The organism is Brevundimonas sp. (genome assembly GCF_036399195.1).
GTDB lineage: Bacteria > Pseudomonadota > Alphaproteobacteria > Caulobacterales > Caulobacteraceae > Brevundimonas.
This window is the reverse complement of record NZ_DASWNO010000277.1, coordinates 1-24,456: the sequence shown is the minus strand read 5'-3', so window position 1 is coordinate 24,456 and position 24,456 is coordinate 1. Positions and strand designations below refer to the sequence as shown.

Annotated in this window: 20 protein-coding genes and 1 other annotated feature; of the genes, 13 read left to right on the top strand and 7 right to left on the bottom strand. The window is 69.1% G+C overall.

The window, feature by feature from the left end:
• From VGB60_RS12060 to VGB60_RS12035, 6 genes are all read left to right on the top strand, one after another.
• Positions 1-222 (top strand): sugar transferase (locus VGB60_RS12060; protein ID WP_331038494.1); only part of this gene is annotated, 222 nt, incomplete at its 5' end.
• A 13-nt stretch (positions 223-235) separates the two neighbouring features.
• Entirely contained in the window at positions 236-1,687 is a 1,452-nt protein-coding gene (locus VGB60_RS12055; protein WP_331038493.1) for a lipopolysaccharide biosynthesis protein, read from the top strand.
• Positions 1,684-2,616: a glycosyltransferase family A protein gene (locus tag VGB60_RS12050; protein ID WP_331038492.1), complete on the top strand. Its 933-nt coding sequence runs from the start codon at positions 1,684-1,686 to the stop codon at positions 2,614-2,616. Before VGB60_RS12055 ends, VGB60_RS12050 begins: the two co-directional genes overlap by 4 nt.
• Complete coding sequence (locus tag VGB60_RS12045; protein WP_331038491.1) at positions 2,616-3,557, top strand: glycosyltransferase family 2 protein; 942 nt, start codon at positions 2,616-2,618, stop codon at positions 3,555-3,557. Before VGB60_RS12050 ends, VGB60_RS12045 begins: the two co-directional genes overlap by 1 nt.
• 104 nt (positions 3,558-3,661) lie before the next feature.
• Positions 3,662-5,590 carry a PAS domain S-box protein gene (locus VGB60_RS12040; RefSeq protein WP_331038490.1) on the top strand — a complete coding sequence of 643 codons (1,929 nt, stop codon included), beginning with the start codon at positions 3,662-3,664 and terminating at the stop codon, positions 5,588-5,590.
• A gap of 70 nt (positions 5,591-5,660) precedes the next feature.
• Positions 5,661-5,713 (top strand) — a sequence feature (sul1 is cis-regulatory element that is thought to sense ions involved in sulfur or methionine metabolism; They are found in Alphaproteobacteria).
• 60 nt (positions 5,714-5,773) lie between these two features.
• Complete coding sequence (locus VGB60_RS12035) at positions 5,774-7,252, top strand: SulP family inorganic anion transporter (protein WP_331038496.1); 1,479 nt, start codon at positions 5,774-5,776, stop codon at positions 7,250-7,252.
• A gap of 12 nt (positions 7,253-7,264) precedes the next feature.
• On the opposite strand, the gene VGB60_RS12030 is transcribed toward VGB60_RS12035, so the two are convergent.
• Positions 7,265-7,966: a hfsB gene (locus VGB60_RS12030; RefSeq protein WP_331038489.1), complete on the bottom strand. Its 702-nt coding sequence runs from the start codon at positions 7,964-7,966 to the stop codon at positions 7,265-7,267.
• Between the two features lie 27 nt (positions 7,967-7,993).
• Positions 7,994-9,469: a chain-length determining protein gene (locus VGB60_RS12025; protein WP_331038488.1), complete on the bottom strand. Its 1,476-nt coding sequence runs from the start codon at positions 9,467-9,469 to the stop codon at positions 7,994-7,996.
• A gap of 122 nt (positions 9,470-9,591) precedes the next feature.
• Between VGB60_RS12025 and VGB60_RS12020 the strand changes: the two genes are divergently transcribed.
• Together VGB60_RS12020 and VGB60_RS12015 are read left to right on the top strand one after the other, a co-directional pair.
• Positions 9,592-10,356, top strand: a complete 765-nt coding sequence (locus tag VGB60_RS12020) for a polysaccharide biosynthesis/export family protein (protein ID WP_331038487.1) — start codon at positions 9,592-9,594, stop codon at positions 10,354-10,356.
• A 72-nt stretch (positions 10,357-10,428) separates the two neighbouring features.
• Entirely contained in the window at positions 10,429-11,154 is a 726-nt protein-coding gene (locus VGB60_RS12015; RefSeq protein WP_331038486.1) for a PepSY domain-containing protein, read from the top strand.
• Here the strand turns inward: VGB60_RS12015 and VGB60_RS12010 are convergent.
• Both VGB60_RS12010 and VGB60_RS12005 read right to left on the bottom strand, forming a co-directional pair.
• Complete coding sequence (locus VGB60_RS12010) at positions 11,151-11,453, bottom strand: sel1 repeat family protein (RefSeq protein WP_331038485.1); 303 nt, start codon at positions 11,451-11,453, stop codon at positions 11,151-11,153. The two genes, VGB60_RS12015 and VGB60_RS12010, sit on opposite strands and share 4 nt — an antisense overlap.
• 193 nt (positions 11,454-11,646) lie before the next feature.
• Positions 11,647-12,366: a glutathione S-transferase family protein gene (locus VGB60_RS12005; RefSeq protein WP_331038484.1), complete on the bottom strand. Its 720-nt coding sequence runs from the start codon at positions 12,364-12,366 to the stop codon at positions 11,647-11,649.
• 168 nt (positions 12,367-12,534) lie between these two features.
• Here VGB60_RS12005 and VGB60_RS12000 point away from each other — a divergent pair, with 168 nt between their 5' ends.
• The 4 genes from VGB60_RS12000 to VGB60_RS11985 all read left to right on the top strand — a co-directional run bounded on the left by VGB60_RS12000 (position 12,535) and on the right by VGB60_RS11985 (position 18,065).
• A complete protein-coding gene (locus VGB60_RS12000) occupies positions 12,535-13,134 on the top strand; it encodes an RcnB family protein (RefSeq protein WP_331038483.1) in 600 nt (199 codons plus the stop codon).
• A gap of 160 nt (positions 13,135-13,294) precedes the next feature.
• Positions 13,295-14,221, top strand: coding sequence for an RcnB family protein (locus VGB60_RS11995; protein WP_331038482.1), 927 nt, complete (start codon positions 13,295-13,297; stop codon positions 14,219-14,221).
• 107 nt (positions 14,222-14,328) lie between these two features.
• A complete protein-coding gene (locus VGB60_RS11990) occupies positions 14,329-16,551 on the top strand; it encodes an RNA degradosome polyphosphate kinase (RefSeq protein ID WP_331038481.1) in 2,223 nt (740 codons plus the stop codon).
• The gene (locus VGB60_RS11985) at positions 16,551-18,065 is read left to right on the top strand and encodes a Ppx/GppA family phosphatase (protein WP_331038480.1); all 1,515 of its coding nucleotides are present in this window, start codon (positions 16,551-16,553) and stop codon (positions 18,063-18,065) included. Before VGB60_RS11990 ends, VGB60_RS11985 begins: the two co-directional genes overlap by 1 nt.
• A gap of 15 nt (positions 18,066-18,080) precedes the next feature.
• On the opposite strand, the gene VGB60_RS11980 is transcribed toward VGB60_RS11985, so the two are convergent.
• Positions 18,081-19,052 carry a M28 family peptidase gene (locus VGB60_RS11980; protein ID WP_331038479.1) on the bottom strand — a complete coding sequence of 324 codons (972 nt, stop codon included), beginning with the start codon at positions 19,050-19,052 and terminating at the stop codon, positions 18,081-18,083.
• A gap of 135 nt (positions 19,053-19,187) precedes the next feature.
• Between VGB60_RS11980 and ligA the strand changes: the two genes are divergently transcribed.
• Positions 19,188-21,524, top strand: a complete 2,337-nt coding sequence (gene ligA, locus VGB60_RS11975) for an NAD-dependent DNA ligase LigA (RefSeq protein WP_331038478.1) — start codon at positions 19,188-19,190, stop codon at positions 21,522-21,524.
• Positions 21,525-21,556: 32 nt separating this feature from the next.
• On the opposite strand, the gene VGB60_RS11970 is transcribed toward ligA, so the two are convergent.
• Positions 21,557-22,546: an aldo/keto reductase gene (locus VGB60_RS11970; RefSeq protein WP_331038477.1), complete on the bottom strand. Its 990-nt coding sequence runs from the start codon at positions 22,544-22,546 to the stop codon at positions 21,557-21,559.
• A gap of 70 nt (positions 22,547-22,616) precedes the next feature.
• Positions 22,617-24,431, bottom strand: coding sequence for an aminopeptidase P family protein (locus tag VGB60_RS11965; protein WP_331038495.1), 1,815 nt, complete (start codon positions 24,429-24,431; stop codon positions 22,617-22,619).
• Positions 24,432-24,456: the final 25 nt, after the last annotated feature.

Genomic DNA, 24,456 nt, shown 5'->3' with positions numbered 1-24,456 from the left:
CGGCTGGTGGCCGAATACGCCCACCGCCACCGCATCAAGCCGGGCATGACCGGCTGGGCCGCCATCCACGGCTCGCGCGGGCCGCTGCACACCGCGCAGGACGTGCGGCGCCGGGTCCAGCTGGACGTCGAATACGTCGAGCGGCAGTCCGTCTGGCTCGACCTGTGGATCATGGCCGTGACGGTCCCCGTGCTGCTGGGCGACCGCGCGGCTGTGCGATGATCCGGAGGCGCTGATGTTCTGGCGCGGCGTCTGGGGCTACCTGCCCGCCAACATCGTGCAGGGCGTGGTCGGCTTCCTGTCGATCATCCTGTTCACCCGGCTGCTGAGCCCGGCTGATTTCGGCCGTTACGCCCTCGCCTTCTCGGTCCTGACCCTGGCCCATGTCGCGGTCTTCACCTGGCTTGAGGCGGCTATGGCGCGCTTCTGGGCCTCCGGCAGGCCGGGCCGCGACCTCGCGGGTCATTTCGCCAGCCTGTACCGCGCGGCGACATGGCTGAGCGTCGCCTTCATCCCCCTGGTCGGCCTTGTGTTGTGGCTTTGGCCCGCTGATCCCCTGCTGAAGTTCGCGCTCGCGGCCGGGCTGGCAGGCTGCCCGGTGCGTTGCTTCGTCAAACTGGCGCAGGAGCGATATCGCGCCGCGGGCGAGGTTTCCAAGGCCGCCAATCTGGATATGTCGGTGGCGGTCGGGGGCCTGCTCGTCGGCGTCGCCTTCGCCCTCGGCGGCGCGGGCGGCGCGGCGCCCCTCCTCGGCTTGGCCCTTGCGCCGCTCGCGGCCCTGCCCTTCATCCTGCCGGGTGAGTTGAAACAGTCGCGCGGCGGCGTGTTCGAGCGGGATCGGGTCCGCGGCTACGCCGTCTACGGCTATCCGATCGCCGCCTCACTGGCGCTGACGGTGGTGCTGTCCTCGACCGACCGCTTCCTGCTGGCCGCGTTCATGGACGAGGCGGCGGTGGGCGCCTATCACGCAAGCTATTCCATCGCGAACCGGACGCTCGACGTGCTGTTCCTGTGGCTCGGCTCGGCCGGGCAGCCGGCGCTGGTGATGGCGCTCGAGCGCGGGGGACTGGATCGCCTGAAGGGTGCGGCGCGCGAGCAGCTCTCGACCTTCCTTCTGATCGGCCTCCCCGCCGCCGCCGGTGTGGCGCTGGTGGCGCGGCCCCTGGCCGAGGTGCTGATCGGCGAGGAGCTTCGCACGGCAGCCGCCAGCGTGACCCCATGGATCGCCCTGTCGGCCCTGCTGTTCGGCCTTACCGCCTATTATTTCGGACAGGCCTTCACCCTCGGGAAGAAGACGAAGCGGCTGCTGGTCGCCATGGCCATCCCGGCGGGCCTGAACGTGGTGCTGAACCTCGTCCTGGTGCCGTACTTCGGCCTGTTGGGCGCCGCCTGGGCGACCGCGGCCAGCTTCGCTGTCGGCATGCTGGCGACCATGTGGATCGGGCGGCGTGTCATCGCCTTGCCGGTGCCGTGGGAGAGCCTGATCCGCTGCGGCGTGGCCACGGCTGTCATGGCGCTAGTGGTGTCGCGCCTGCCGGCCATCGGCGGCTTGCCCGAACTGATGCTGGACGCATCCATGGGCGGCCTCGTCTATGCGGCCGCGGCCCTGACGATCAACGCCGCCGGGGTACGCGACGTGGCCATGCGGCTAGTCGCGGAGCGCCGGTCACGGAGGGCGGCGGCATGAGCGCGCACATCCTCGACAACGCCGGCTGGATGGTCGCGTCCCCCGCCCTGTCGGTCCTGATCCCTTTCCTGCGCGACGATCCAGCCGACCTGCTGGCCCGGCTGGACGCTGAGGCCGGGGCGCTGAACGGCGCGGTCGAGATCGTGCTCCTGGACGACGGCACTGGCGACGCCCCTCTGACGGCGCGACTCACCGAACAGGTGCGAGCGATGGCCCTGCCCGGTCGCCTGATCTCCCTGACCGCGAATGAAGGCCGCGCCATCGGCCGCAACCGCCTCGCCTCCGCCGCGCGGGGCGGCAGCCTGCTGTTCCTGGACAGCGACATGCGTCCGGACCATCCCGGTTTCCTCCAGCGCTGGGCCGAACTGGTCGCCGCCGAAGACCCGGCCGTCGCCTTCGGCGGCTTCTCGCTGCTGCAGGCGCCCGACGAGGCCGAGTTCGCCGTCCACCGGGCCATGGCCGCCAAGTCCGAGTGCGTCGCCGCGCCCGAGCGCGCCAAGCAGCCGGAAAAATACGTCTACACCTCGAACCTGCTGGTCCGCCGCAACGTGTTCGAAGCCGAGGCCTTCGACTCCGGCTTCACCGGCTGGGGCTGGGAGGACGTGGAGTGGGCGGCGCGGGTGGCCCGGCGGTTCGAGATCCTGCACGTCGACAATCCCGCCACCCACATGGGCCTCGACACGGTGTCCGCGCTGGCGGGCAAATACGAGCAGTCGGCCCCGAACTTCGCCCGCATCACAGCCCGGCATCCAGAGCTGGTCGCCGCCTGGCCCAGCTACCGCGCCGCGCGAACGCTGAAGCGGCTGCCCGGTCTGGGCCTTCTGCGACCGCTGATGCGTCGCGGCGCCGAGGCCGGCTGGCTGCCGGTCGCCGCGCGGGCCTTTTCGCTGCGCCTCTACAGGGCCGCCCTCTATGCGGACGCCGTGTGATGGGTGACGTGGCCGTCATCGTGCCGACGCTGCGGCGTCCCGAGAGTCTGGGGCGCGCGCTCCGGTCCCTGTTCGCTCAAACAGGGGTCCTTGACCGGGTCGCCGAGATCGTGGTGGTCGACAACGATCCGTCCGGGTCGGCCGCCGTGACGGTTTCGGCGCTGGGGAAGGCCTCGCCCTGGCCGCTGCTTTACGTTCACGCCCCCACGCCCGGGGTCGCCACGGCGCGCAACGCGGGACTGGCCGCCACCGCCGCCCCCCTGATCGCCTTCCTCGACGACGACGAGGCCGCGTCGCCGGATTGGCTGGCGGCCCTGCTCCGCGCCCAGGCTGAGATCGGCGCGGACGCCGTGTTCGGGCCGATCGCCGGCCGCGCCCCCGAAGCGGCCGACTGGCTGCGACCCTATCTTGAGCGCTTCTTCGGGCGCGAGGGACCCGACCGAACCATGCTGGTCGACAGCCCCTGGGGCTGCGGCAACTCGCTGCTGGTTCGGGCGACCGCCCTGCCCGGCTCGGCCCCGTTCGACACCCGCGCGGATCACGCCGGCGGCGAGGACGACGCCCTGTTCGCGGCGCTGGGCCAGCGCGGCGGGCGCTTCGGCTGGGCGGCTGACGCCTGGGTCGAGGAGTTCGCCCCCGCCCACCGCGCCACGCTGAAATACGCGCTGGCCCGCGCCTTCGCCTACGGTCAGGGGCCGAGCCAGACGGCGGCGGCGGCGAAAGACTGGCCCGGCGTGGCCCGATGGATGCTGATCGGCGCGGCCCAGGCGACGGTCTGGGGCCTCGCATCCATCGGCCTCAGCCTGATCGCCAGCCCAGCGCGCGCCGCCGTGTACGATCGGACCGCCCGGGGCATGGGCAAGGTGCTGTGGATGAAAGGCTTTGAGCCGCACTTCTACGGCGCGCGCGAACTGGCGCGGCTGGAGGCGGCGGAGGCTTAGGTTAGCACCGCCGGAACCATGTCGCACCATGGGTGTTCACGCGTCTTCGGCGTCGCCGATGACGGCGGGGCCAGGTCTTGAGCGTTTCAGATTCCACTCCCGGCATGATCAACCGTTTCGAACTGCTCGTGCAGAGCGTGACCGACTACGCCATCTACATGCTCGACCCCACCGGCGTGATCACCAGCTGGAACGCGGGCGCGGAACGGTTCAAGGGCTACGCGCCCGATGAGATCATCGGCCAGCATTTCTCCAAATTCTACACCGAGGAGGACCTGCAGCGCGGCATCCCCGCCACGGGCCTGCGGACGGCGGAAGCCGAAGGCCGCTTCGAGGCCGAGGGTTGGCGGCTGCGGAAGGACGGGACCCGTTTCTGGGCCAATGTCGTCATTGACCCGATCTGGGACCCCTCCGGCGAACTGGTCGGGTTCGCCAAGGTCACTCGGGACCTGACGGTGCGCCGGGAGGCTGAGGAAGAGCTTCGCCGCAGCGAGGAGCGGTTCCGCTTCCTGCTGCAGAGCGTCACCGACTACGCGATCTACATGCTGGACACGGAGGGCCACGTCACCAGCTGGAACGCGGGCGCCGAGCGCTTCAAGGGCTATACGGCCGAGGAGATCATCGGCCAGCACTTCTCGCGCTTCTACGCTGCGGAAGATCAGGCTGCCGGCGTGCCGGCCCGGGCTCTGAGGACGGCGCTGGACGAGGGTCGCTTCGAGGCCGAGGGCTGGCGTTACCGCAAGGACGGGACGCAGTTCTGGGCCAACGTCGTCATCGACCCGGTCCGGAACGACAGCGGAACCCTGATCGGCTTCGCCAAGATCACGCGTGACCTCACCGAGCGTCGGGGGTCGCAACTCGCGCTGGAGCAGGCCCAGCAGGCCTTCTTCCAGTCCCAGAAGATGGAGGCCATCGGCAAACTGACCGGCGGCGTGGCGCACGACTTCAACAATCTGCTCGCCGCGATCATCGGCAGCGTCGATCTGGCTCGCCGGCGGCTGGCCAAGGGCGAGGACATCAGCCGCTTCCTCGACAACATCATGCAGGCCGCGGAACGCGGGGCGACGCTCACCCACCGGATGCTGGCGTTCGCGCGAAAGCAGGAGCTTGAGCTGCAATCCGTGCGTCTGCCCGATCTCGTCCGGGGCATGGCGGACCTGTTGCAGCGTACCATCGGCCCAGGCATCGCCATCGACACGCGCTTCCCGCTGCTCCTGAAGCCCGTCCGCGCCGACCCAGGCCAGCTCGAACTCGCCCTGCTGAACCTGGCCGTCAATGCCCGGGACGCCATGCCCAACGGGGGCGTGATCACGATCGGGGCCCGACACGAAACCGTTCAGGTCCGTAACGGACTGACGCCCGGAGATTACATCTGCCTCTGGGTTTCGGACGAGGGCGAGGGGATGGACACGGAAACCCTCGGCAAGGCCGTCGATCCCTTCTTCACCACCAAGGGCGTCGGCCGGGGCACCGGGCTGGGGCTTTCCATGGTCGCGGGGATGGCGGAGCAATGCGGGGGCAAGCTGGTCCTGAGCAGCGAAGCGGGCCACGGCGCCGTTGTTGAGATTTGGCTTCCGGTGGCTGCCGCGGATGCACACAGTCCTGAGGTCGCCGCACCACAGACCCCGGACCGCCGGGTCCTGGATCCCCTCACCATCCTGATCGTCGATGACGACGAGATCGTTCTCACCAACACCGCTGCGATGCTGTCGGACATGGGCCATACGGTCCTGCAGGCGCCGTCTGCTGCGGAAGGCCTTCGCATCCTGGGCAAGAGCCGCGTCGATCTGCTCATCACGGATTTCGCCATGCCGGAAATGACGGGCGCGGACCTTATCCATGCCGTCGAAGGCGGCTGGCCGCGGTTGCCGATCCTGCTGGTGTCCGGCTATGCCGAGATCCCCGAAGGCGCGGCCGTGGGCATCCCCCGGCTGGCCAAGCCGTTCCGGCCGCATCAGCTCACGGCGGCCATCCTCGACATGATGCGGGAGACCGGGTCATCGAAGGTCCTGAGCTTCACAGGCAGAAGCTGATCGGGCGTCCCAACCGGTGACGCGTCAGCCTTGCCGTCGGACCCAATTTGCTGCATCCGGTCCGCGTCACCGAGGACCCGGCCCCGCCGGGTGGCTACCCCGGGCGCCTATCCTCGGGAAACGTGAGCGACACCCGTGCGCGCGGCGCCGGTCGTTCCTGCTGCAGACCATAGTGAAATGACCTTGATCGCCTCGGCGCGCCGGCAATGGCTCGCCAATCCCCGCACGGATCTGCTGGCGGGCACCGTCGTGGCCCTGGCCCTTATCCCGGAGGCCATCGCCTTCTCGATCATAGCCGGCGTCGATCCCGCCGTCGGCCTCTACGCCAGCTTCGTGATCGCGGTGACCATCGCCTTCGTCGGCGGCCGCCCCGCCATGATTTCGGCGGCCACGGGCGCAATGGCGCTCCTCATGGTCACTCTGGTTCGGGACCACGGGCTCGAATACCTGTTCGCCGCGTCCCTGCTGACCGGCGTGTTCCAGATCATCGTCGGTCTGTTCAAGCTCGGCCGCTACATCAAGTTCGTATCGCGGTCGGTGATGACGGGGTTCGTCAACTCGCTGGCGATCCTGATCTTCCTGGCGCAGATGCCGGAACTGATCGGCGCCAACTGGCAGACCTTCGCCCTGGTCGCGGCGGCGCTGGCGATCATCTACGGCCTGCCTCGCATCACCAGGGCCGTCCCTTCGGCCCTCGTCGCCATCGTCGTGATCAGCGCCTTCGTCATCTGGTCAGGCGTCGATGTGCGGACCGTCGGCGACATGGGCGCGATGCCCTCGACCCTGCCGATGTTCCACATCCCGGCCGTGCCGCTGACATGGGAGACGCTGGCGATCATCGCGCCGGTGTCCGCCACCCTCGCCTTCGTCGGTCTGCTGGAGAGCCTGCTGACAGCCAACCTGCTGGATGACATCACAGACACGCCATCGGACAAGGATCGTGAGACGCGCGGACAAGGCATCGCCAACATCGCCTCGTCCCTGTTCGGCGGCATGGCGGGCTGCGCCATGATCGGCCAGTCGATCATCAATGTGACCAGCGGCGCGCGCGGGCGGCTGTCGACGCTGTGGGCCGGCCTGTTCCTGCTGTTCCTCATCCTGGTGCTGCAGGACTGGGTGGCGCGCATTCCGATGGCGGCGCTGGTCGCCGTGATGATCATGGTGTCCGTTGGGACCTTCGACTGGGGCTCGGTGCTGAAGCTGCGGTCCACGCCGTTCCAGTCTTCGGTCGTCATGATCGCCACCACCGCCACGGTGGTCGCCACTCACGACCTGTCCAAGGGGGTGGTGCTCGGCGTGGTGCTGTCCGCGATCTTCTTCATGCGCAAGGTGGGGAAGACCGTCGTGGTTGAGGAAACGCCGACCGCCGAGGAGGGCGTTCTGCGCTACCGCGTCAGCGGCAATCTGTTCTTCGCCTCGGCCGAGTTCTTCGCCGCCGCCTTCGAGCACCATGGCAACCCCAGGCGTGTCGAGATCGACATGAGCGACGCCCATCTGTGGGACCTGACCGGCGTCGCGGCGGTGGACAAGGTCGTGTTCCGCTATCGGAGGCAGGGAGCCGAGGTCGAGTTGATCGGGATGAATCACGCGGGGCGGACGCTGATTGACCGGGTCGGCAAGCACGACAAGGATCATCTGCCGGCGGGCGCTGGCGCGCATTGACCCCTAGGCGCGCTACCCCGCCAGCCGCTTCAGGAAGGCCGGAGGATTGTAGGTCGAACGGTTGACGACCACGCCGGCGATCTTGCCCCCGACCGCCTCGATCTCGTCGCGCAGCATCAGGGGCTCGTTGGCGGGCGTGATCCCGGCGGCGACCACAAGCACGGTCGAGTCTACGAAAGGCGCGAGGGTGATCGCCATGTCGTTGCGGTCGGCCGCGGGGGCGTCGATCACGACCGTGTCCGCATGCTTGCGCAGGGCGTCCCAGTAACTCGCGTCGCCGACCGCCTCGGCCCGCTGGCCCGAGCGCAGATGTTCGGCGGCGAAGCGCGTGACCCAAAGCCGCCCGCCAAGGCAGGAGCGGGCGGTCATCAGCCGCGCCGGATGCACGGGTCGGCCTTCGCGGTCCATCAGGCGCGGGGTGACGGCGAAGAAGATCGAGCCGTCCGGCGTGGCGATGGCGGCCTTGCCGAGCGCGCCGAACCGGCCAGCCTGACCGGCGACGGCTTCCATCTGCCCCTGCTGCGCGAGGTCGGCGTCGACCAACCAAACCGGCTTGCGGGCCCGAACGGCGGCGAGGCGCGCATACTCCCGCGCCACGGTCGACACGCCTTCGCCCGAGTTGGCGGCGGCCACCTGGACCACGCGTCCGCGATGGCCGGGAGCCGGGCCGAGCGCGGCCCAGAGCGCCGCCATTTCGGATGTGAGATCGACCATCGAATCGCTACGCCCGGCTACCGGCTCCTACGCTACCATGACTTCGGGGCGACCGCGGTCGTTGGCGGCCTTGATCGGCGCGACGGCGAGGACCGGCATTTGCAGCGTCCGTCCCGTCGAGGCCGGGGTGACGTAGCCCTTGCGGGTGAAGATGCGCAGCAGGCCGACGCACAGGGCGGTGAACGCCGCGAACAGGAACACCACGGCCAGCAGCGGCGCCTTCAGACTGGTTCCCCGGGTGGGCGCCTGCGCCCTCTCCAGCACGGTGACATTGTCGGCGCCTGCAGCGACCAGCGCGCTGTCGGCGCGGGCCGCGCTCTCGCGCTGCTGGAAGTCGCGGATGTTGGCCGCCAGAACCTCGCGGTTGCCCGCCAGATTGGCGTTGGTCGATTCCAGCCGGGTCAGTTCGGCCTGGCGCGAGCGCAGCTGGGCCAGCTGGCTCTCCGCCACGCTCAGTCTCGCGGCCAGCCCGTCGCGGTCGGCGGCTGCGGTGATGCGGGCGGTTTCGATCTCGGTGAAGATGGTGCTGGGGCCGGTGCGGACTTCCTTGGCGCCGACGGTCGTGCCGGTCGCGACATAGGCCTGAAGGTCGGCGATCTGCTGCTCGATGTCCTTCACCGGCTGGGCGTCGGGCGTATAGCGGGACAGCAGGGCCTCGCGCTGGGTTCGCAGCTGCAGGATCTGGTCCTGGGCCGAAATATTCAGGTCCTGCTGCAGCACGACCTCGGCGGGCTGCTCGGCCAGCTGCCGCTCCAGCGTCTCCACGCGACGCGTGGCCTGATTCAGCTGCGCCCTGAGCGACAGGGCCTCGGCGTAGGTGGTCTGGTAGGTGGCCGCCAGTGTCGCCTTGGCGGTGGCGAAATCACCGAGGTCATTGGACTGCATGAAGGCCGAATAGGCCTGATCCGCCTCGTCCAGATCCGCTTCGAACGCTTCCCGCTGTTCGGCGAGGGCGGGCGTCGTCCGGTCGCGGAAGACCGCCCGGCGCTGGACCAGATACTGATCGACGACGGCGTTCAGCACCTGAGCAGCGCGGACGGGGTCTTCGGACTGATACGACGCGGAGATGATGGCGCTGCCGGCGGTCGTGCCGACCCCCAATCCCGCGTCGAGCGCCTTGAGCGCGGCGGCTTCCTTCTCGGCGGGCGTGCCCTTCGCGTCCGGACCCAGCACCGTGTCGGCCCCGACGGCGCGCACGGCGCGGCGCTTGACCTCGAGGCTCTTGAGGATGGCCGCTTCGGACAACGCGACAGCGTCGGCCTCGAGCGGTTGTCCGCGCTCGGTGGCGCCGACCCGGGGCTGATAGACGTATTCGGAGCCGACCCCGGCGTAGACGCTGGCCGTGGCGGTGTAGGACTTCTTCAGCGTCAGCACCGCCGCCGTACCGAGCGCGAACACCGCCAGGAAGATCACGACCATGAGCCAGAACTCGCGGAACAGCAGCCCGACGACGTCAAGGAAGCCGTAGCGCGGGCGGACCGTGGTGTAAGCCGTCGTACGCATGCGGGCGGACTGATTCCATCGAACAGGACTGATGCGCCAAGCCTTGGGCCCACGGCGTTAACCACTGGTTACCCATAACCGGCCACCCTGCCCTGACAGTCGCTTTCCGGAACGAATTCGCCATGGCCATCGACCGCCGCCTGATGCTTCTGGGTCTCGCCGGAATCGGCGCCATGACGACGGGGTGCGGCGCGGCGGCGTCTCTTACGGGCGGCGAGTACGGCGCCCGGATGCCGCGTCCGGCCGGGGACCGCGTCCAGACCGAAGGGCGCACTTCGTTCCCGGAGATCGGTTTCGCTGACTGGACCGAGGCGGAGCCGGAATACGTCCTCTATCCCGGCGACGAGATCGAGATCGCCACGCCCACGGCGGCGGAGCTGACCCGTGTCCAGAAGATCGGGCCGGACGGCCGCATCTCGTTGCCTCTCGTGGGCCAGATCATGGCCGCGGACCGCACCATCGCCGAGGTCGAGGCCGACGCCTCGGCTGCCTACGCCAGCCAACTCCGCCGCCCACTGGTGGAAATCACCCTCAAGGCCGCCGGGCCGATCCGGGTCTGGGTCGGGGGCGAGGTTCGCAATCCGGGCATGATCGAGATGGTCGGCGACCTCGACGCCTATCAGGCGGTGATCCAGGCCGGCGACTACCTGCCCACCGCGCGTCAGAACGAGGTCGCCCTGATCCGACGCGGGCCGGGCGGCGTCCGGATGCTGCGCGCGGTCGACCTACGGCCCCGGAGAGGCGAGGTCATCGCCCTCCGCCGCGGCGACATCATCTTCGTGCCCCGGTCGACGCTGGGGGAGGTGGCGAATTTCGTCACCCTGTTCCGCAACGCCCTGCCTGTCGGCTTCAGCTACGCCATCGGCGGGCAGTACCAGAGCTTCTGACCAGCGGGCGACTGTCGGCCGAGCGCAGTCCAGCGTAAGGGTTCAGGGAAGTCAGGCCCCCCCGGAGTTCTCATGTCAGGCGTGGTGCGGCTGTCGACCCAGATCCACAAATGGGTGTCGCTGGTCGTCGGGATACAGGTGATCTTCTGGGTCGTCGGCGGCCTGATCATGGTCTCGATCCCGATCGAGCGCGTGCGCGGCGAGCATCACGTCCGCGAGGTCGCCGCCCCGCCCCTTCCGCTCGACGTCATGCCCCTGGCGCAGGTCTCGGCGCTGACCGGCGAACGCCCGGTGCGGGCTGAGCTGCGCTCGACGCTTCGCGGACCGGTGTGGGTCCTGTCGGACGGGAAGGAAAAGCGGCTCATCGTCTCGGCCGTGACAGGGATTCCACTAAAGCCGATGACCGAGGCGGAGGCGCGGGCCGCGGCCGCGGCGGCGTATGCCGGGAGCGGCGCGCCGGTCGACGCCCGATATCTGTTGGAGCAACCGCAGGAGACGGGCAAGTCAGGCCCGGTCTGGCGGGTGGACTTCAACGATGCGGAGAAGACCGCTTTCTACGTCTCACCCGCGACGGGCGAGGTCGAGACGCGCCGCTCGCGGTTGTGGCGGTTCTACGATCTGATGTGGCGGCTTCACATCCTCGACCTGAAGAGCGGCGATAACTTCAATCATCCGCTGCTGATCGGCGTCACCGCCCTGACGCTGGCCCTGCTGGTGACCGGCCTCGTGCTTCTGGTCGCGCGCCTGAGGCGTGATTGGGCTCGGCGGCGGGACGGCTTGCCGGAACGCCGCCGTTAGGCCGCCAGCCGCACCACGCCGGCGTCGATCCAGCGCCGGGCCGCCTTCTGGGCTTCGGCGATCTCGTCCTGCTCCATCTCCTGGCTCATCTCGCGGCGATAGACGCGCGCCTCGACGCTGCCCTTCATGGCGGCCAGGTTGAAGATCATGTGGGCCGAGACGCGGTCCAGCGGACACCCGCCCTGACCGTTCGAATACATCATGCCCAGACGGAACAGGTCATCGCCGCTCATGTCGGCGGTCGGCAGGGGCAGGGCCTGCTCTTCGTTGACCATGGGCGCTGCTTCTTGCGCGTTCATCACAGTGTCTCCTGGATCCGGGACCTTTCTGGCCCCTCCCGATGACCGCGATCAAATACCTGTGGTTTGAAGTTAAAGTTAACGCCGACGGGCGCCGAAAATCTTTTGAGTAAAGCACGCATGAATACTCGCTGAGCGATTCAGACCTCTGAAATCTCTCGTCAATCCGCTGGTCATCTCTGCTGACGGAACGTCACCGGCCGCGTTGACCGAACAGCACCTTCCGCGCCGCCTCGGCTGACGCGCCTGAAGCGGCCAGGTTGCTCCGCAATTCGTCGCCCAGCGCCCGACCGGCCGCGACTCCGGGACGTTCGCCCACCCGCCCGAGCCATGCCGCCAGGTGCGGGAACTCGTCGAGGCTCTGACCTTGATGCTCCGGCAGGATCCAGGGCCAGCAGGCCATGTCGGCGATGGAATAGTCGCCCGCCACGAAGTCCCGATCGGCCAGCCGCCGGTTCAGAACGCCGTACAAACGGTGCGTTTCGTCGGTGTAACGGCGAACACCATAGGCGATCTGCCGCTGGTCCTTGATCAAAGCCGGGGCGTACTGGCGGAAATGGTGCGTCTGCCCCGCCATCGGACCCAGTCCCCCAACCTGCCAGAACAGCCACTGATCCACCTCGGCCTTGCCGCGGGGGTCCTGGGGGTAGAAGCGGCCGGACTTGAGACCGAGGTATTGCAGGATCGCCCCGGATTCGAAGATCGACAAAGGCTCGCCGTCCGGCCCCTCCGGATCGACGATGGCGGGCATCCGGCCATTGGGACTGATCGTCTGGAAGGCCGGCTCGAACTGCTCGCCCGCTCCGATGTTCACCGGCTTCAGTTCGTACGGCAGGCCCATTTCCTCGAGCGCGATCGAGACCTTCCAGCCGTTCGGCGTGGGCCAGTACCAGAGTTCGATCGGCCGGGTCATGGAAGGCTCCTGTCGCTAGGGTTCCTGACGTGGGCGCTGTCCAGCTCCGAGACAATGGCGCCGCGGGCCAACCTGACGCCACCGTTCAGCCTCGGTTCATCCGGCGAGTCCGAGCGTGGGTCATGATTAACGGGCGGTCACCCTCTTCCGCCCCATGGAGAGAGTGAGATGAACCGCTTCACCAAGGCCGCCGTCTTCGGACTGATGCTGGCGACTTCGGCGCCGCTCGTCGCCGAAGCCCAGAGCCGCGGCGACCGCCGCGAGAACCGCCGCGAATATCGCGAGGACCGCCGCGACGACCGCCGCGAGTTCCGTCAGGAGCGCCGCGACGACCGCCGAGACTTGCGGAGCGGGCAATACGATAACCGCCGCGAGTACCGACAGGACCGCCGCGAGGATCGCCGCGACTTCCGCGAGGAGCGCCGTGACGACCGCCAGGACTTCCGCCGCGATCAGCGCTGGGATCGGAACAACCGCGACTGGTGGCGCGGCCGCGACGATTTCCGCGACTACCGCGGATCGCGGCAGGGCTACTGGTACGCGCCCAGCTACGGCTACTACCGCGTCGAGCCCCGCTACTACGGTCAGAGCTGGCAGCGCGGCGGCTACCTGCCGCAGGCCTACCGCGGTTACTATGTTCGCGATCCATACACCTACGGCCTGCGCCCGGCGCCGCGCGGATACCGGTACGTCCACGCCGGCAACGACATCGTCCTGATCGCCGTCGCCACGGGCCTGATCGCCAGCGTTCTGTCCGGCGCCTTCTAAGACGTACGGTCAGATCGGAATGCGCCTCGCGGCCTTGGTCCGCGGGGCGTTTTCGTGTCTGTCTCCAGCATCGGCCTTGGTTCGTTCAGTCACCGTTCAGGTGGCGGATGCCAACTCTTGCACAAGCCGCCTGACAGGGGCGTGCGGGGAAGAAGCGAGAATGAAACGTTCATTGATGATGGCGGCCGCCGTCGCGGCCTATGTGCTGCCCGCCGCCGCCCCGGTGATGGCGCAGGACGCGCCGCTGTTCCGCAGTCGGGCCGATATCCGCGCGGCCGCCGCGGCGGAGGCTCGCGCTTCCGCGCCGGCGCCTGCCCCAGCCGCCGCTCCGGCCGCCCAACCGCAACAGAACCGTGAGCAGCGGCAGGAACGGCGCGAAGAGCGTCAGGAGCGCCGCGCCGACCGGCAGGAACAGGCGGCGCCCGCCGACAACGCGCCCGCCTTCCGTAACCGACAGGACATCCGCGACGCGGCGGCGGCGGAACAGCGGCAGGAGCGCCGTCAGGATCGGCGCGAGGACCGGCAGGACACGCGTCAGGAGCGCCGCCAGGCGGATCCGAATGCGCCGCTGTTCCGCAGCCGCGAGGACATCCGCGACGCCGCCGCCGCCGAGCAGCGCCGCCTTCGCCGCGAGAACGGAGGCGACGACCGCCAAGACCGGCGCGAAGACCGCCAGGAGCGGCGTGAAGACCGCCGCGAGGACCGTCAGGACCGGCGCGAGTACCGCGAGTTCCGCCAGCGCTTCAACAGCGACCAGTGGCGCTACGACTGGAACCGCAGCCACCGTGCCGACTGGTGGCGCAGCGATCGACGGTTCCGCGGCTACTCGGGCCTCCGCATCGGTTTCTATTTCGCGCCGGGCTACGGCTACTACCAGGTGCCCCGCAGCTATTGGGGCCAGCGCTACCATGCGGGCCAGTATCTGCCGTCGATCTTCTGGCGCTATCAGTTGAACGACTGGCGCACCTTCGGCCTCGGCTATCCGCCGGAGGGCACGCGCTGGGTGCTGGTGGACAACCACATCTACCTGATCGACGAATACGACGGTTACATCGTCGACGTGATCTACGACGCCTGGCGCTGGTAAAAGCCGTCAGCCCACGGATCAAGCGCCGCCCGGTCCTGCGACCGGGCGGCGTTTTCGCGTCCGGGACCGAGGTTGCGGCGGCGCGCGCGACGCGCCAGAACCGGAGCATGACCGACGCGGCGATCAAGGACAGGACCCGCGGCGAGGAAGTGCCCTCGTCCCGCGCGCCCCAGCTCCATCTTTCCGAAGAGCTGATGGCGTCGCCGAGGCGCTTCTTCAATCGCGAGATATCCTGGCTCGCCTTCAACAGCCGCGTGCTGGAAGAGGCCGCCAACCCGGCCCACCCGCTGCTGGAGCGGCTGCGCTTCCTGTCGATCTCGGCGAACAATCTGGACGAATTCTTCATGACCCGGGTCGCCGGCCTCAAGGGTCAGGTCCGGGAGCGGGTGCGGGTGGTGTCGGCCGACGGCCTGACTCCGGCGGAGCAGCTGGACAAGGTCAACGTCGCCGCCGGAGCCCTGATGGCGGAGCAGCAGCGCCGCTGGCGCAAGCTGCGCAAGGAGCTGACCGCGGCCGGCATCGAGGTCGTCGACGCGGCGCAGATCACCAAGACCGAGCGTGACCGTCTTGAGCCCGAGTTCCTGAACCAGCTGTTCGCTGTGCTGACACCGATGGCCATCGACCCGGCCCACCCCTTCCCATTCCTGCCCAATCTCGGCTTCTCGCTGGCGCTGAAGCTGAAGCGCCGCTCGGACAACCGCACCCTCTACGCCCTGGTGCCGGTGCCGACGCAGGTGAAGCGGTTCTGGCCGCTGGCGACGGACGGCCGCTCCACGCCGGGCAAGAAGCGCTACGTCTCGCTCGAAAACCTGCTGACACTGTTCATCGACCACCTGTTCCCCGGCTGCGACGTGCTGGAACAGGGCGTCTTCCGCCTAATCCGTGATTCCGACATCGAGATCGAGGAAGAGGCCGAGGATCTTGTGATGGAGTTCGAGGAGGCGCTGAAGCAGCGCCGTCTGGGCTCGGTCGTCCGGATCAAGATCGAGGCCTCGATGCCCGAGGACCTGCGCACCTTCATCACCGAGGAGCTGGACGCGGGGCCGCAGGATATCGTGCTGGTCGCCGGCATGCTGGGACTGGCGCAGGTCGCGGACCTGATCCCGGCCGGGCACCCCGACCTCAAATTCAGGGGTTACGAGCCGCGCTACCCCGAGCGCGTCCGCGACAACGGCGGCGACATCTTCGCGGCTATCCGCGAGAAGGACATGCTGATCCACCACCCGTTCGAGAGCTTCGACGTGGTGGTCCAGTTCCTGCGTCAGGCCGCGCGGGATCCCAACGTCATCGCCATTAAGCAGACGCTCTACCGCACCTCCCGTGACAGCCCCATCGTCGCCGCCCTGATCGAGGCGGCCGAGAACGGCAAGAACGTCACGGCCCTGGTCGAGATCAAGGCGCGGTTCGATGAGGAGGCCAATCTGAAATGGGCCCGCGCCATGGAGCGGGCGGGCGTCCACGTCGTCTTCGGCTTCGTCGAGTGGAAGACCCACGCCAAGCTCAGCGTCGTGGTCCGGCGCGAGGGCGAGGCGCTCAGGACCTACTGCCACTTCGGCACCGGCAACTATCACCCGGTCACGGCGCGGGTTTACACCGATCTCAGCCTGTTCAGCTGCGACCCGGTGCTGGCGCGCGACGCGTCGCGGGTGTTCAACTACATCACCGGCTACGCCCAGCCCGACCAGCTGGAGGCGCTGGTCGTCTCGCCGCTGAACATGAAGACGACGCTGATCGACCTGATCGGCAAGGAGATGACCGCCGCCGCCCAGGGCAAGCCGGCCGCCATCTGGGCCAAGCTGAACTCGCTGGTCGATCCGCAGGTCATCGACGCCCTGTATCGCGCGAGCCAGTGGGGCGTCCGCATCGAGCTGATCGTGCGCGGGATCTGCTGTCTGAGACCCGGCGTAGAGGGGCTGAGCGAGAACATCCGGGTCAAGTCGATCGTGGGACGGTTCCTTGAGCACAGCCGCATCGTCGCCTTCGCCAACGGCCGCGACCTGCCGCATGACAAGGCCCGGGTGTTCATCTCCTCCGCCGACTGGATGAACCGCAATCTCGACCGCCGCGTCGAGCTGATGACGCCGGTGCTGAACGCCACCGTCCACGATCAGGTGCTCGACCAGATCATGGTCGCCAACCTGAAGGACGACGCCCAGAGCTGGGTGTTGTCCGCCGACGGCGCCTATCAGCGGGTCCAGCCCGCAGACCCCGAGCGGCCGTTCTCGGCCCACAAATATTTCATGACCAACCCCAGCCTCTCGGGTCGCGGCCGCAAGGTGAAGACCCTGCCCGGCCAGATCAGCTACGAACCCTCGCGGAAGAAGCGCTGATGCCCGAGGCCCTGCTGTCGGCCATCGGCGCGCCCAGGGATGTCGCCGCCATCGACATCGGCTCGAACTCGGTGCGTCTGGTGCTGTACCGTCTGGAAGGCCGCGCGATCTGGACGGTGTTCAACGAAAAGGTGCTCGCCGGGCTGGGACGCGACCTGTCCAGGACCGGCGCGCTTTCGGCCGAGGGGGCGGCGCAGGCGCTGACGGCGCTGAAGCGCTTCGCCGCGGTGACCGAAGGGGTGCGTCCCGCGCTGGTGTTCGTCGCCGCCACCGCCGCCATCCGGGAAGCCTCGGACGGGCAATCCTTTTGCGAGACCGTGGCGGCGGAAACAGGCCTGCAGATCCGTGTGCTCTCCGGCGAGGAGGAAGCGCGCTATGCGGCCCTCGGTGTCCTCGCCGGGATCCCTGACGCCGAGGGCGTGGCCGCGGACCTCGGCGGCTCCAGCCTGGAACTGGTCAGGATCAAGGACGGCGAGGTTGGACGCGGCGTGACCCTGCCGCTCGGCCCCTTCGCCCTCGCCTCGGAGAAGGGGCGTGAGCCGGATCAGATGCGGGAGGTGATCGCCAAGCGGCTGGAAGCCGCGTCCGAGTTCAAGACCGACACCCTCTACGCCGTCGGCGGCGCTTGGCGGACGCTCGCTCAGGTTCATATGGAGATGACCGGCTATCCGCTGCGCATCGTTCATCAGTACGCCATGGAAGCCGCCGAGGCGCTGGCCACGGCGCACCTGATCGCCCGAGCGTCCCGCACGGCCCTGGAGAAGTGGCCCGGCGTTTCGAAGAAGCGGTCGGAAACCCTGCCGCACGCGGCGCTGGTGCTGGAGGGACTGATCGAACGGCTGGGCCTGAAGCGGATCGTGGTTTCGGCCTGGGGGGTCCGGGAGGGCCTGCTTTTTGAAGCGCTTGAACCGGACATCGCCGCCGCCGACCCGCTGCTCGCCGGATCGTCGGCCTTGGGCGCTCGTCAGGGCATCTCGCCCACCCTGCCCGGCGCCCTCAAGGGTTGGATCGCGCCTTTGCTCGAGGCTATGCCGACGGTCTTCGACAAGGCGCGGGACGACGTGCTCGCCGACGCCGCCTGTCGCCTGGCCGACCTCGGAGCCCGGCTGCACCCCGACCACCGCGTCGAATTGGCCTTCGACCAGGTCCTGCGGGCGCCGGTCCCCGGCCAGAGCCACGCCGAGCGCGCCTACCTGGCGGTCGCGGTGAACGCGCGGTATGGCGGCCCAGTCGCCACGCCCGAGCCCGTGACGGTCGCCCGCCTTCTCTCCGAAGAGCAGCGGCAGGGGGCGCGGACGCTGGGACTGGCCATTCGCCTGGCCTGCGACCTGTCCGGCCGCGCGCCACAGCTGCTGGTCAACGCCCGCGCCGCCGTGCGCGACGGCGCCCTCGTCCTGACCGCCGCCGAAGGCTACGCCGACGTGCTGCTGGGCGAACAGACCCGCCGCCGCGCCAAGGCGCTGGCGGAGGCGATGGGGCTGAAGCTGGATATCCGCAACGGCGCCGCGGCCTGAACCGCAGCCCGTCCGCTAGCGATCCAGCGCCGCGTCCAGCGCCCTGAACGAGGCGATCGACAGCTCGGTGGCGCTGATGAAGACGGACGGCGTGATCCGTTCGAAGTCGTCCGATGGGCGGTGATAATCGGGGTGGTAGTTCACCCCGAGATACAGAAACGGGATCTGCGCCCGGTAAAAGGCGCCGTGGTCCGAAGCCTCGACCCAATTGTCCTCGCCCGTGTCTTGCGGCGTGTCCTTGCCGAAAGCCAGGGAGACCGCGCCGTTGGCCGGAAGCGGCTCCAGGATCGGCCGGAAGTTCGGGTGCTGGTAGGTGCCGGTGACCCACAGCTTGCCGTCGGTCTCCGCCCGCGCCGTCATGTCGAAGTTGAGGTTCATGGCGATCGATGTCAGCGGCACCGGCGGGGCCTCGACGAAATGCTTGGCGCCGAGAAGCCCGCGCTCCTCGCCGTCCAGGGCGACGATCAGCACGCTGTGCTGCGGCGCCTGGCGCTTCAGGTCTGCGGCCAGCGCCAGCATGGTCGCCACGCCCGAGGCGTTGTCGTCCGCGCCGTTGAACACCTGCCCCTCGGCGTTGACCCCGACGTGGTCGTAGTGGGCCGTGACGACGATGTAGCGGTCCGAGACCCGCGTGCCCGGGATCAGCCCGATGACGTTGACGCCGTTGAAGGTCTTGGGCCCCGCGCGAGTGCGGCCCTGCATCTCCCACGGCTGTAGACGCCCCATCGGCGGCGCGACGACGCGCAGCGCCTCCAGTCGCGCGACGATATACTCGCGCGCCATCACGCCGCCCGGCGCGCCGGTGTCGCGCCCCTGCATCTCCTCCGACGAGAGGATGCTGACGTCCTCCAGCAGCTGCGCATGCATCACGGACGGAGCCGCGGCCGCGGGCGTGGCCGGCTCGCTGACCGGCGCGGCCGACATGCAGGCGGACAGCAGCAGCGCCGCCGCGATCGGCGAAACGGCGACAAGGCGTGGATGGCGCATGAAGTCTCCTGTGAGCGTGACCGGACGCTAGCCGCCGCCGGGCGCGGTGTCAGATTAACTCCCTGTCATAGCGGTCGGTGCGGCTCGTGTCCGCCGATGCTAGAACCGCAGCGAGATTCCCATTGCGAGCGTTTCATGTCCGACATTCCCGTGGATCAGTTGAACGAAGCGCAGGCCCGCGAAGAGCTCGACCGCCTGACCGCCGAGCTGGCCCGTCACGACGCCCTCTATCACGCGCAGGACGCGCCCGAGATTTCCGACGCCGAGTACGACGCCCTGAAGCGCCGGGCGCTGGAGATCGAGGACGCCTACCCCGATCTGACCTCGGCCTCTTCGCCGTCGCAGGTCGTCGGCGCTTCCGGTTCGAACCAGTTCGCGCCCGCACGCCACGGCGCGCCGATGCTGTCGCTGGACAACGCTTTCGCTTCGGCTGAGGTCGCGGACTTCGTCGGCCGCATCCGCCGCTTCCTGAAGCTCTCCGCGGACGAGCCGCTGGCGTTCGTGGCCGAGCCCAAGATCGACGGGCTGTCGGCCAACCTGCGCTACGAAAATGGTGTGCTGGTTCAGGGGGCCACGCGCGGCGATGGCCGGACCGGCGAGGACGTGACCGCCAACCTGCGGACCATCGCCGACATTCCGGAGCGCCTGTCGGGTTCCGGCTGGCCCGGCCGGGTCGAGGTGCGGGGCGAGGTCTATGCCTCCAACGAAGGCTTCGCCGCCTTCAACGAAGCCGCCGAGGCGGCCGGCACGCGCACCTACGCCAACCCACGCAATTTCGCCGCCGGATCGCTGCGCCAGAAGGACGCCGCGATCACCGCGAAACGGCCGCTGCGCTTCTTCGCCTACGCATGGGGCGAGACCTCCGCCCCGTTCGCCGAGACCCAGGCCGAGGCGCTCGACGCGCTGAAACGGTGGGGCTTCTCCGTCAACGACCGCTCAGTGCGCGTGGAAGACGAGAGCGGGCTGCTCGCGATCTACGATGCATTGCAGGCGGACCGGGCGGGGCTCGGCTACGACATCGACGGCGTCGTTTACAAGGTCGACCGGCTGGACTGGCAGGCCCGGCTCGGCTTCGTGTCCCGCACCCCGCGCTGGGCCATCGCCCACAAATTTCCGGCCGAACAGGCGCAGACCGTGCTGGAGGGGATCGACATCCAGGTGGGCCGCACGGGCTCACACACGCCCGTCGCGCGCCTGCGGCCAGTGACGGTCGGCGGCGTGGTCGTCCGCAACGCCACCCTTCACAACGCCGACGAAATCGCCCGGCTGGACGTGCGGATCGGCGACGCCGTGGCGATCCAGCGCGCGGGCGACGTGATTCCGCAGATCCTCCGGGTGCTGGACGCAGAACGTCCCGCGCGGCCGGAACCCTACGCCTTCCCCGAGACGTGCGCCTGCCCCTTGAACACCGCGCTGGTCAAGGAGACCAACGCCTCGGGCGTCGAATCGGTCGTGCGCCGCTGCACCGGCGAGATGGCCTGCCCGTTCCAGCGCATCGAGCACCTGAAGCATTTTGTCAGCCGCCGCGCCTTCGACATTGAAGGTCTTGGTGAAAAGCAACTGATCGCCTTCCACGAACGCGGCTGGATCAGCCAGCCCGCGGACATCTTCCGGCTGGCGCGCGACACGGAGAAGCTCGACGCCCTGCGGGCCGAGGAAGGCTACGGCGAGACCAGCGTGCGCAATCTGGTCGCCGGCATCGACGCCCGTCGGACCATCGCGCTGGACCGCTTCATCTACGGCCTCGGGGTGCGGGACATCGGCGAGCAGACCTCCATCGTCCTCGCCCGCGCCTTCGAGACATGGCCCGCCTTCGAGGCCGCCTGCGTCGCGGCCGCCTCCGGGCTGCCGAGCGACGACTGGACCCGGCTGAGCGAGACCCATGCTGTCTCGCCCCGCGTGATCGCGGCTCTGGCGGCCGCGTCACCGCCCGCCGCTGATCCTTGGCCCGAGGCGCCTATGGACCAGAAGATCGCCCTCGCCTTCCCAGGCCTGGCTGCCCCCGCGCGACGCGGCATCGCCTTGATCGCCGAAAACTGGGCGAGCCTCGTCGCACTGTCGGAGGTCGCGCGCAACGAAGGCCCTTCGGACGCCCTCGGCCGGATCGCCGGCGTGCCCGGGGTCGGGCCGGTCGCGGCCCGGGCGCTCGCGCTGTTCTTCCGCGAACCCCACAACCGCGCCATGGTCGACGCCCTGGTCGCCGAGATGACCCGGATCGAGGACGCCGAGAAGCCGAAGTCCGACACGGCCGTCGCCGGCAAGACCGTGGTTTTCACGGGAGCCCTCGAACGCTTCACCCGGGATGAGGCCAAGGCGCGCGCGGAAAGCCTCGGCGCCAAGGTGTCCGGCTCGGTGTCGAAGAAGACCGACTATCTGGTCGCCGGACCGGGCGCCGGGTCGAAGCTCGCCGACGCGCAGAAGCACGGGGTGCAGGTGCTCACCGAGGACGAGTGGCTGGCGCTCATCTCGTGATCCTTCCCCCGCGAAGGAGGAAGGATCACTGATCACCGGTTCAGCGCCGCCCGCGCCGCTTCGGCGTAGCGGTGGCCCGAGGCCGCCCCCCTCGGGAAGACCGCTTCAATCCGGGCAAGCTCTTCCGCCGTCAGGTCGACGTCCGCCGCCGCCGCGTTCTCCTCCAGCGTCCGCACGCGCCGCGTGCCCGGGATCGGCGCCAGATGCGGGCCCTGAGCCAGCACCCAAGCCAGCGCCAGCTGCGCCGCCGTCACGCCCTTGTCCGCCGCGATCCCGGCCACCGCATGGACGAGGTCGATGTTTTTCTGGAAATTCTCGCCCATGAACCGCGGGTTGGAGCGGCGGAAATCATCCGCAGCCAAATCGTCGATTGACCCGATCTCGCCGGACAGGAAGCCCCGCCCCAGCGGGCTGTAGGGCACGAAGCCGATACCCAGCTCCTCGCAGGTCGCCAGCAGCTCCTCCTCGGGCTCGCGGCTCCAGAGCGAGTATTCGGTCTGCAGCGCCGTGATCGGATGGACCGCGTGGCCGCGCCGCAGTGTCTCCGGAGCGGCTTCGGACAGGCCCAGGAAGCGCACCTTGCCCTCCGTCACCAGCTCGGCCATCGCCCCGACCGTCTCCTCGATGGGCGTGTTCGGGTCGACGCGGTGTAGGTAGTAGAGGTCGACGTGGTCCATCCCCAGCCGCTTCAGGCTGCCCTCGATGGCGCGGCGGACATTGGCGGGAGAGCCGTCGACGGTCAGGGCCGTCCGTTCGGCGTTGTAACCGATGCCGAATTTGGTGGCGACGAAGGCCCGGTCGCGGCGGTCCGCCAGCGCCTTGCCGACCTGAATCTCGTTGGTGTGCGGGCCGTACATCTCGGCCGTGTCGAAGAAGGTGATACCCAGATCGAGCGCGCGGTGGATGACCTCGGTCGCCTGCGCCTCGTCGGACGGCTGGCCGTAGAAGGCGGCCATGCCCATGCAGCCCAGACCGATGGCTGAGACCTCGGGCCCTGACGGACCCAGCGTGCGCGTCTTCATCGGGCGCTCTCCTGTGAATGGCTGGAACGACGAAGGTCGCCGGTCCAGCCGAGATGGGAGCCGTCCGGCCCTACTGCAACGGCGCGCAGGCGGCCGTCAGCCAGCCCAGCACCGCGCCCTCCAGCAGCGGCCCCACCTTGGCCAGCACCTCGGCGTGATAGGTGTTGACATAGGCCCGCTCGCCTTCCGTCAGCAGTGTGGCGTCGATCAGCTTGCGGTCCAGCGGCGCCAGCGTCAGTTGCTCGAAGCCGTGCATCGGGCGCTCCCCGCCGGGGATCGGTTCCGGCGGCGTCACCACCTGCAGCGTCTCGATACGGATGCCCCAGGCGCCTTCGCGATAGTAGCCCGGCTCGTTGGACAGGATCATGCCGGTCAGCAACGGCTGCGTGTTCACCGCCTTGGCGATGCGCTGCGGGCCCTCGTGGACGCCTAGGTAGCTGCCCACGCCGTGACCGGTGCCGTGGTCGTAGTCGAAGCCCTGCATCCACATCGGCAGGCGCGCGAGGGCGTCCAGCTGGTGGCCGGTCGTCCCCGCGGGGAAGCGCACCATGGCCATGGCGATGTGGCCCTTGAGCACGAGGGTGAACATCCGCCGCTGGTCGGCGTCGGGCTCGCCGACGGCCATGGTGCGGGTCACGTCGGTGGTGCCGTCCAGATACTGGCCGCCGCCGTCGACCAGCAACAGCGAGCCCTTCTCCATCCGCCGGATCGTGCGCGCGACGGGCTTGTAGTGCGGCAGCGCGCCGTTCGGACCGGCGCCCGCGATGGTGTCGAACGACAGGTCCTTCAGCGCGCCGGTCGCCTCGCGGAAGCCCTCCAGCGCCTCGGCCACCACGCGCTCGTCCGGCAGGGTCTCCTGTGCTGTCGTGTCGACCCAGTGCAGGAAGCGGGTCAGGGCGGCGCCGTCGCGGATGTGCGCCTGCCGCGCCCCCTCGATCTCGACCGAATTCTTGGCCGCCCGCGGCAGGGTGCAGGGATCCATGCCGCGCACCACCGTGGCGCCGGCGGTCTCCAGCCGGTCGAAATACCAGGCCGAGGACTGGCCCGGATCGACCAGCACCTTTTGCCCCGACAGCGCGTCGAGCGCGCCCTCCAGGGCCTCCGCCGCCTCGACCGTCACGGCGTCGCCGAGCCAGCCCGGCAGTTCATTGGTGACCTTGCGCGGATCGAGGAACAACTGCGCCGATCCATCGGCCCTCACCACCGCCTGCCCCAGCGGCAGGGGCGTGCGGATCACGTCGCCGCCGCGGATGTTGAACAGCCACGCCAGCGAGGCGGGCGCGGTCAGCACCGCCGCATCCGCGCCGGCGGCCTTGACGGCCTTTCCGATCCGGGCCCGTTTTGAGGCGCTGGTTTCGCCGGTGTAGCGATCCTCGTGCGGCACGACCGGTGCGGCCGGCTGCGCGGGCCGGTGATCGCCCCAGGCGAGGTCGAGCGGGTTCGGCGAGACCGGCTTCAGCACCGCCCCCGCCTTCTCAGCCGCCCGCTTCAGCGTCGCGAGGGCGTCGGGGCTGTGCAGGCGGGGGTCGTAGCCGATGATCGAGCCGTTGGGAACGCGCTCCAGGTACGCCGGAACGCCGCCTTCGACGAGGTCGAGGATTTCGAATTGCCCGGCGTCGACCTGGGCTCTCACCTGCACGGTGTAGCGACCGTCGGCGAACACCGCGGCCCGGTCCCTGAGCACCACGCCGGCGCCGGCCGATCCGGTGAAGCCGCTCAGCCAAGCCAGGCGGTCGTTGGCCTCGGGCAGATATTCGTTCTGGTGCTCGTCCTCGTGCGGGACGAGCAACCCGTCGAGCCCCTGCTCCGCCATCTTGGCCCGGACAAGCGGCAGGTGCTTCGCCCCGAAGGACGGATCGGTGGTTTCATCGAAGGACTGGCGCATCACGGAGCCATAGCACCGGCGGGCC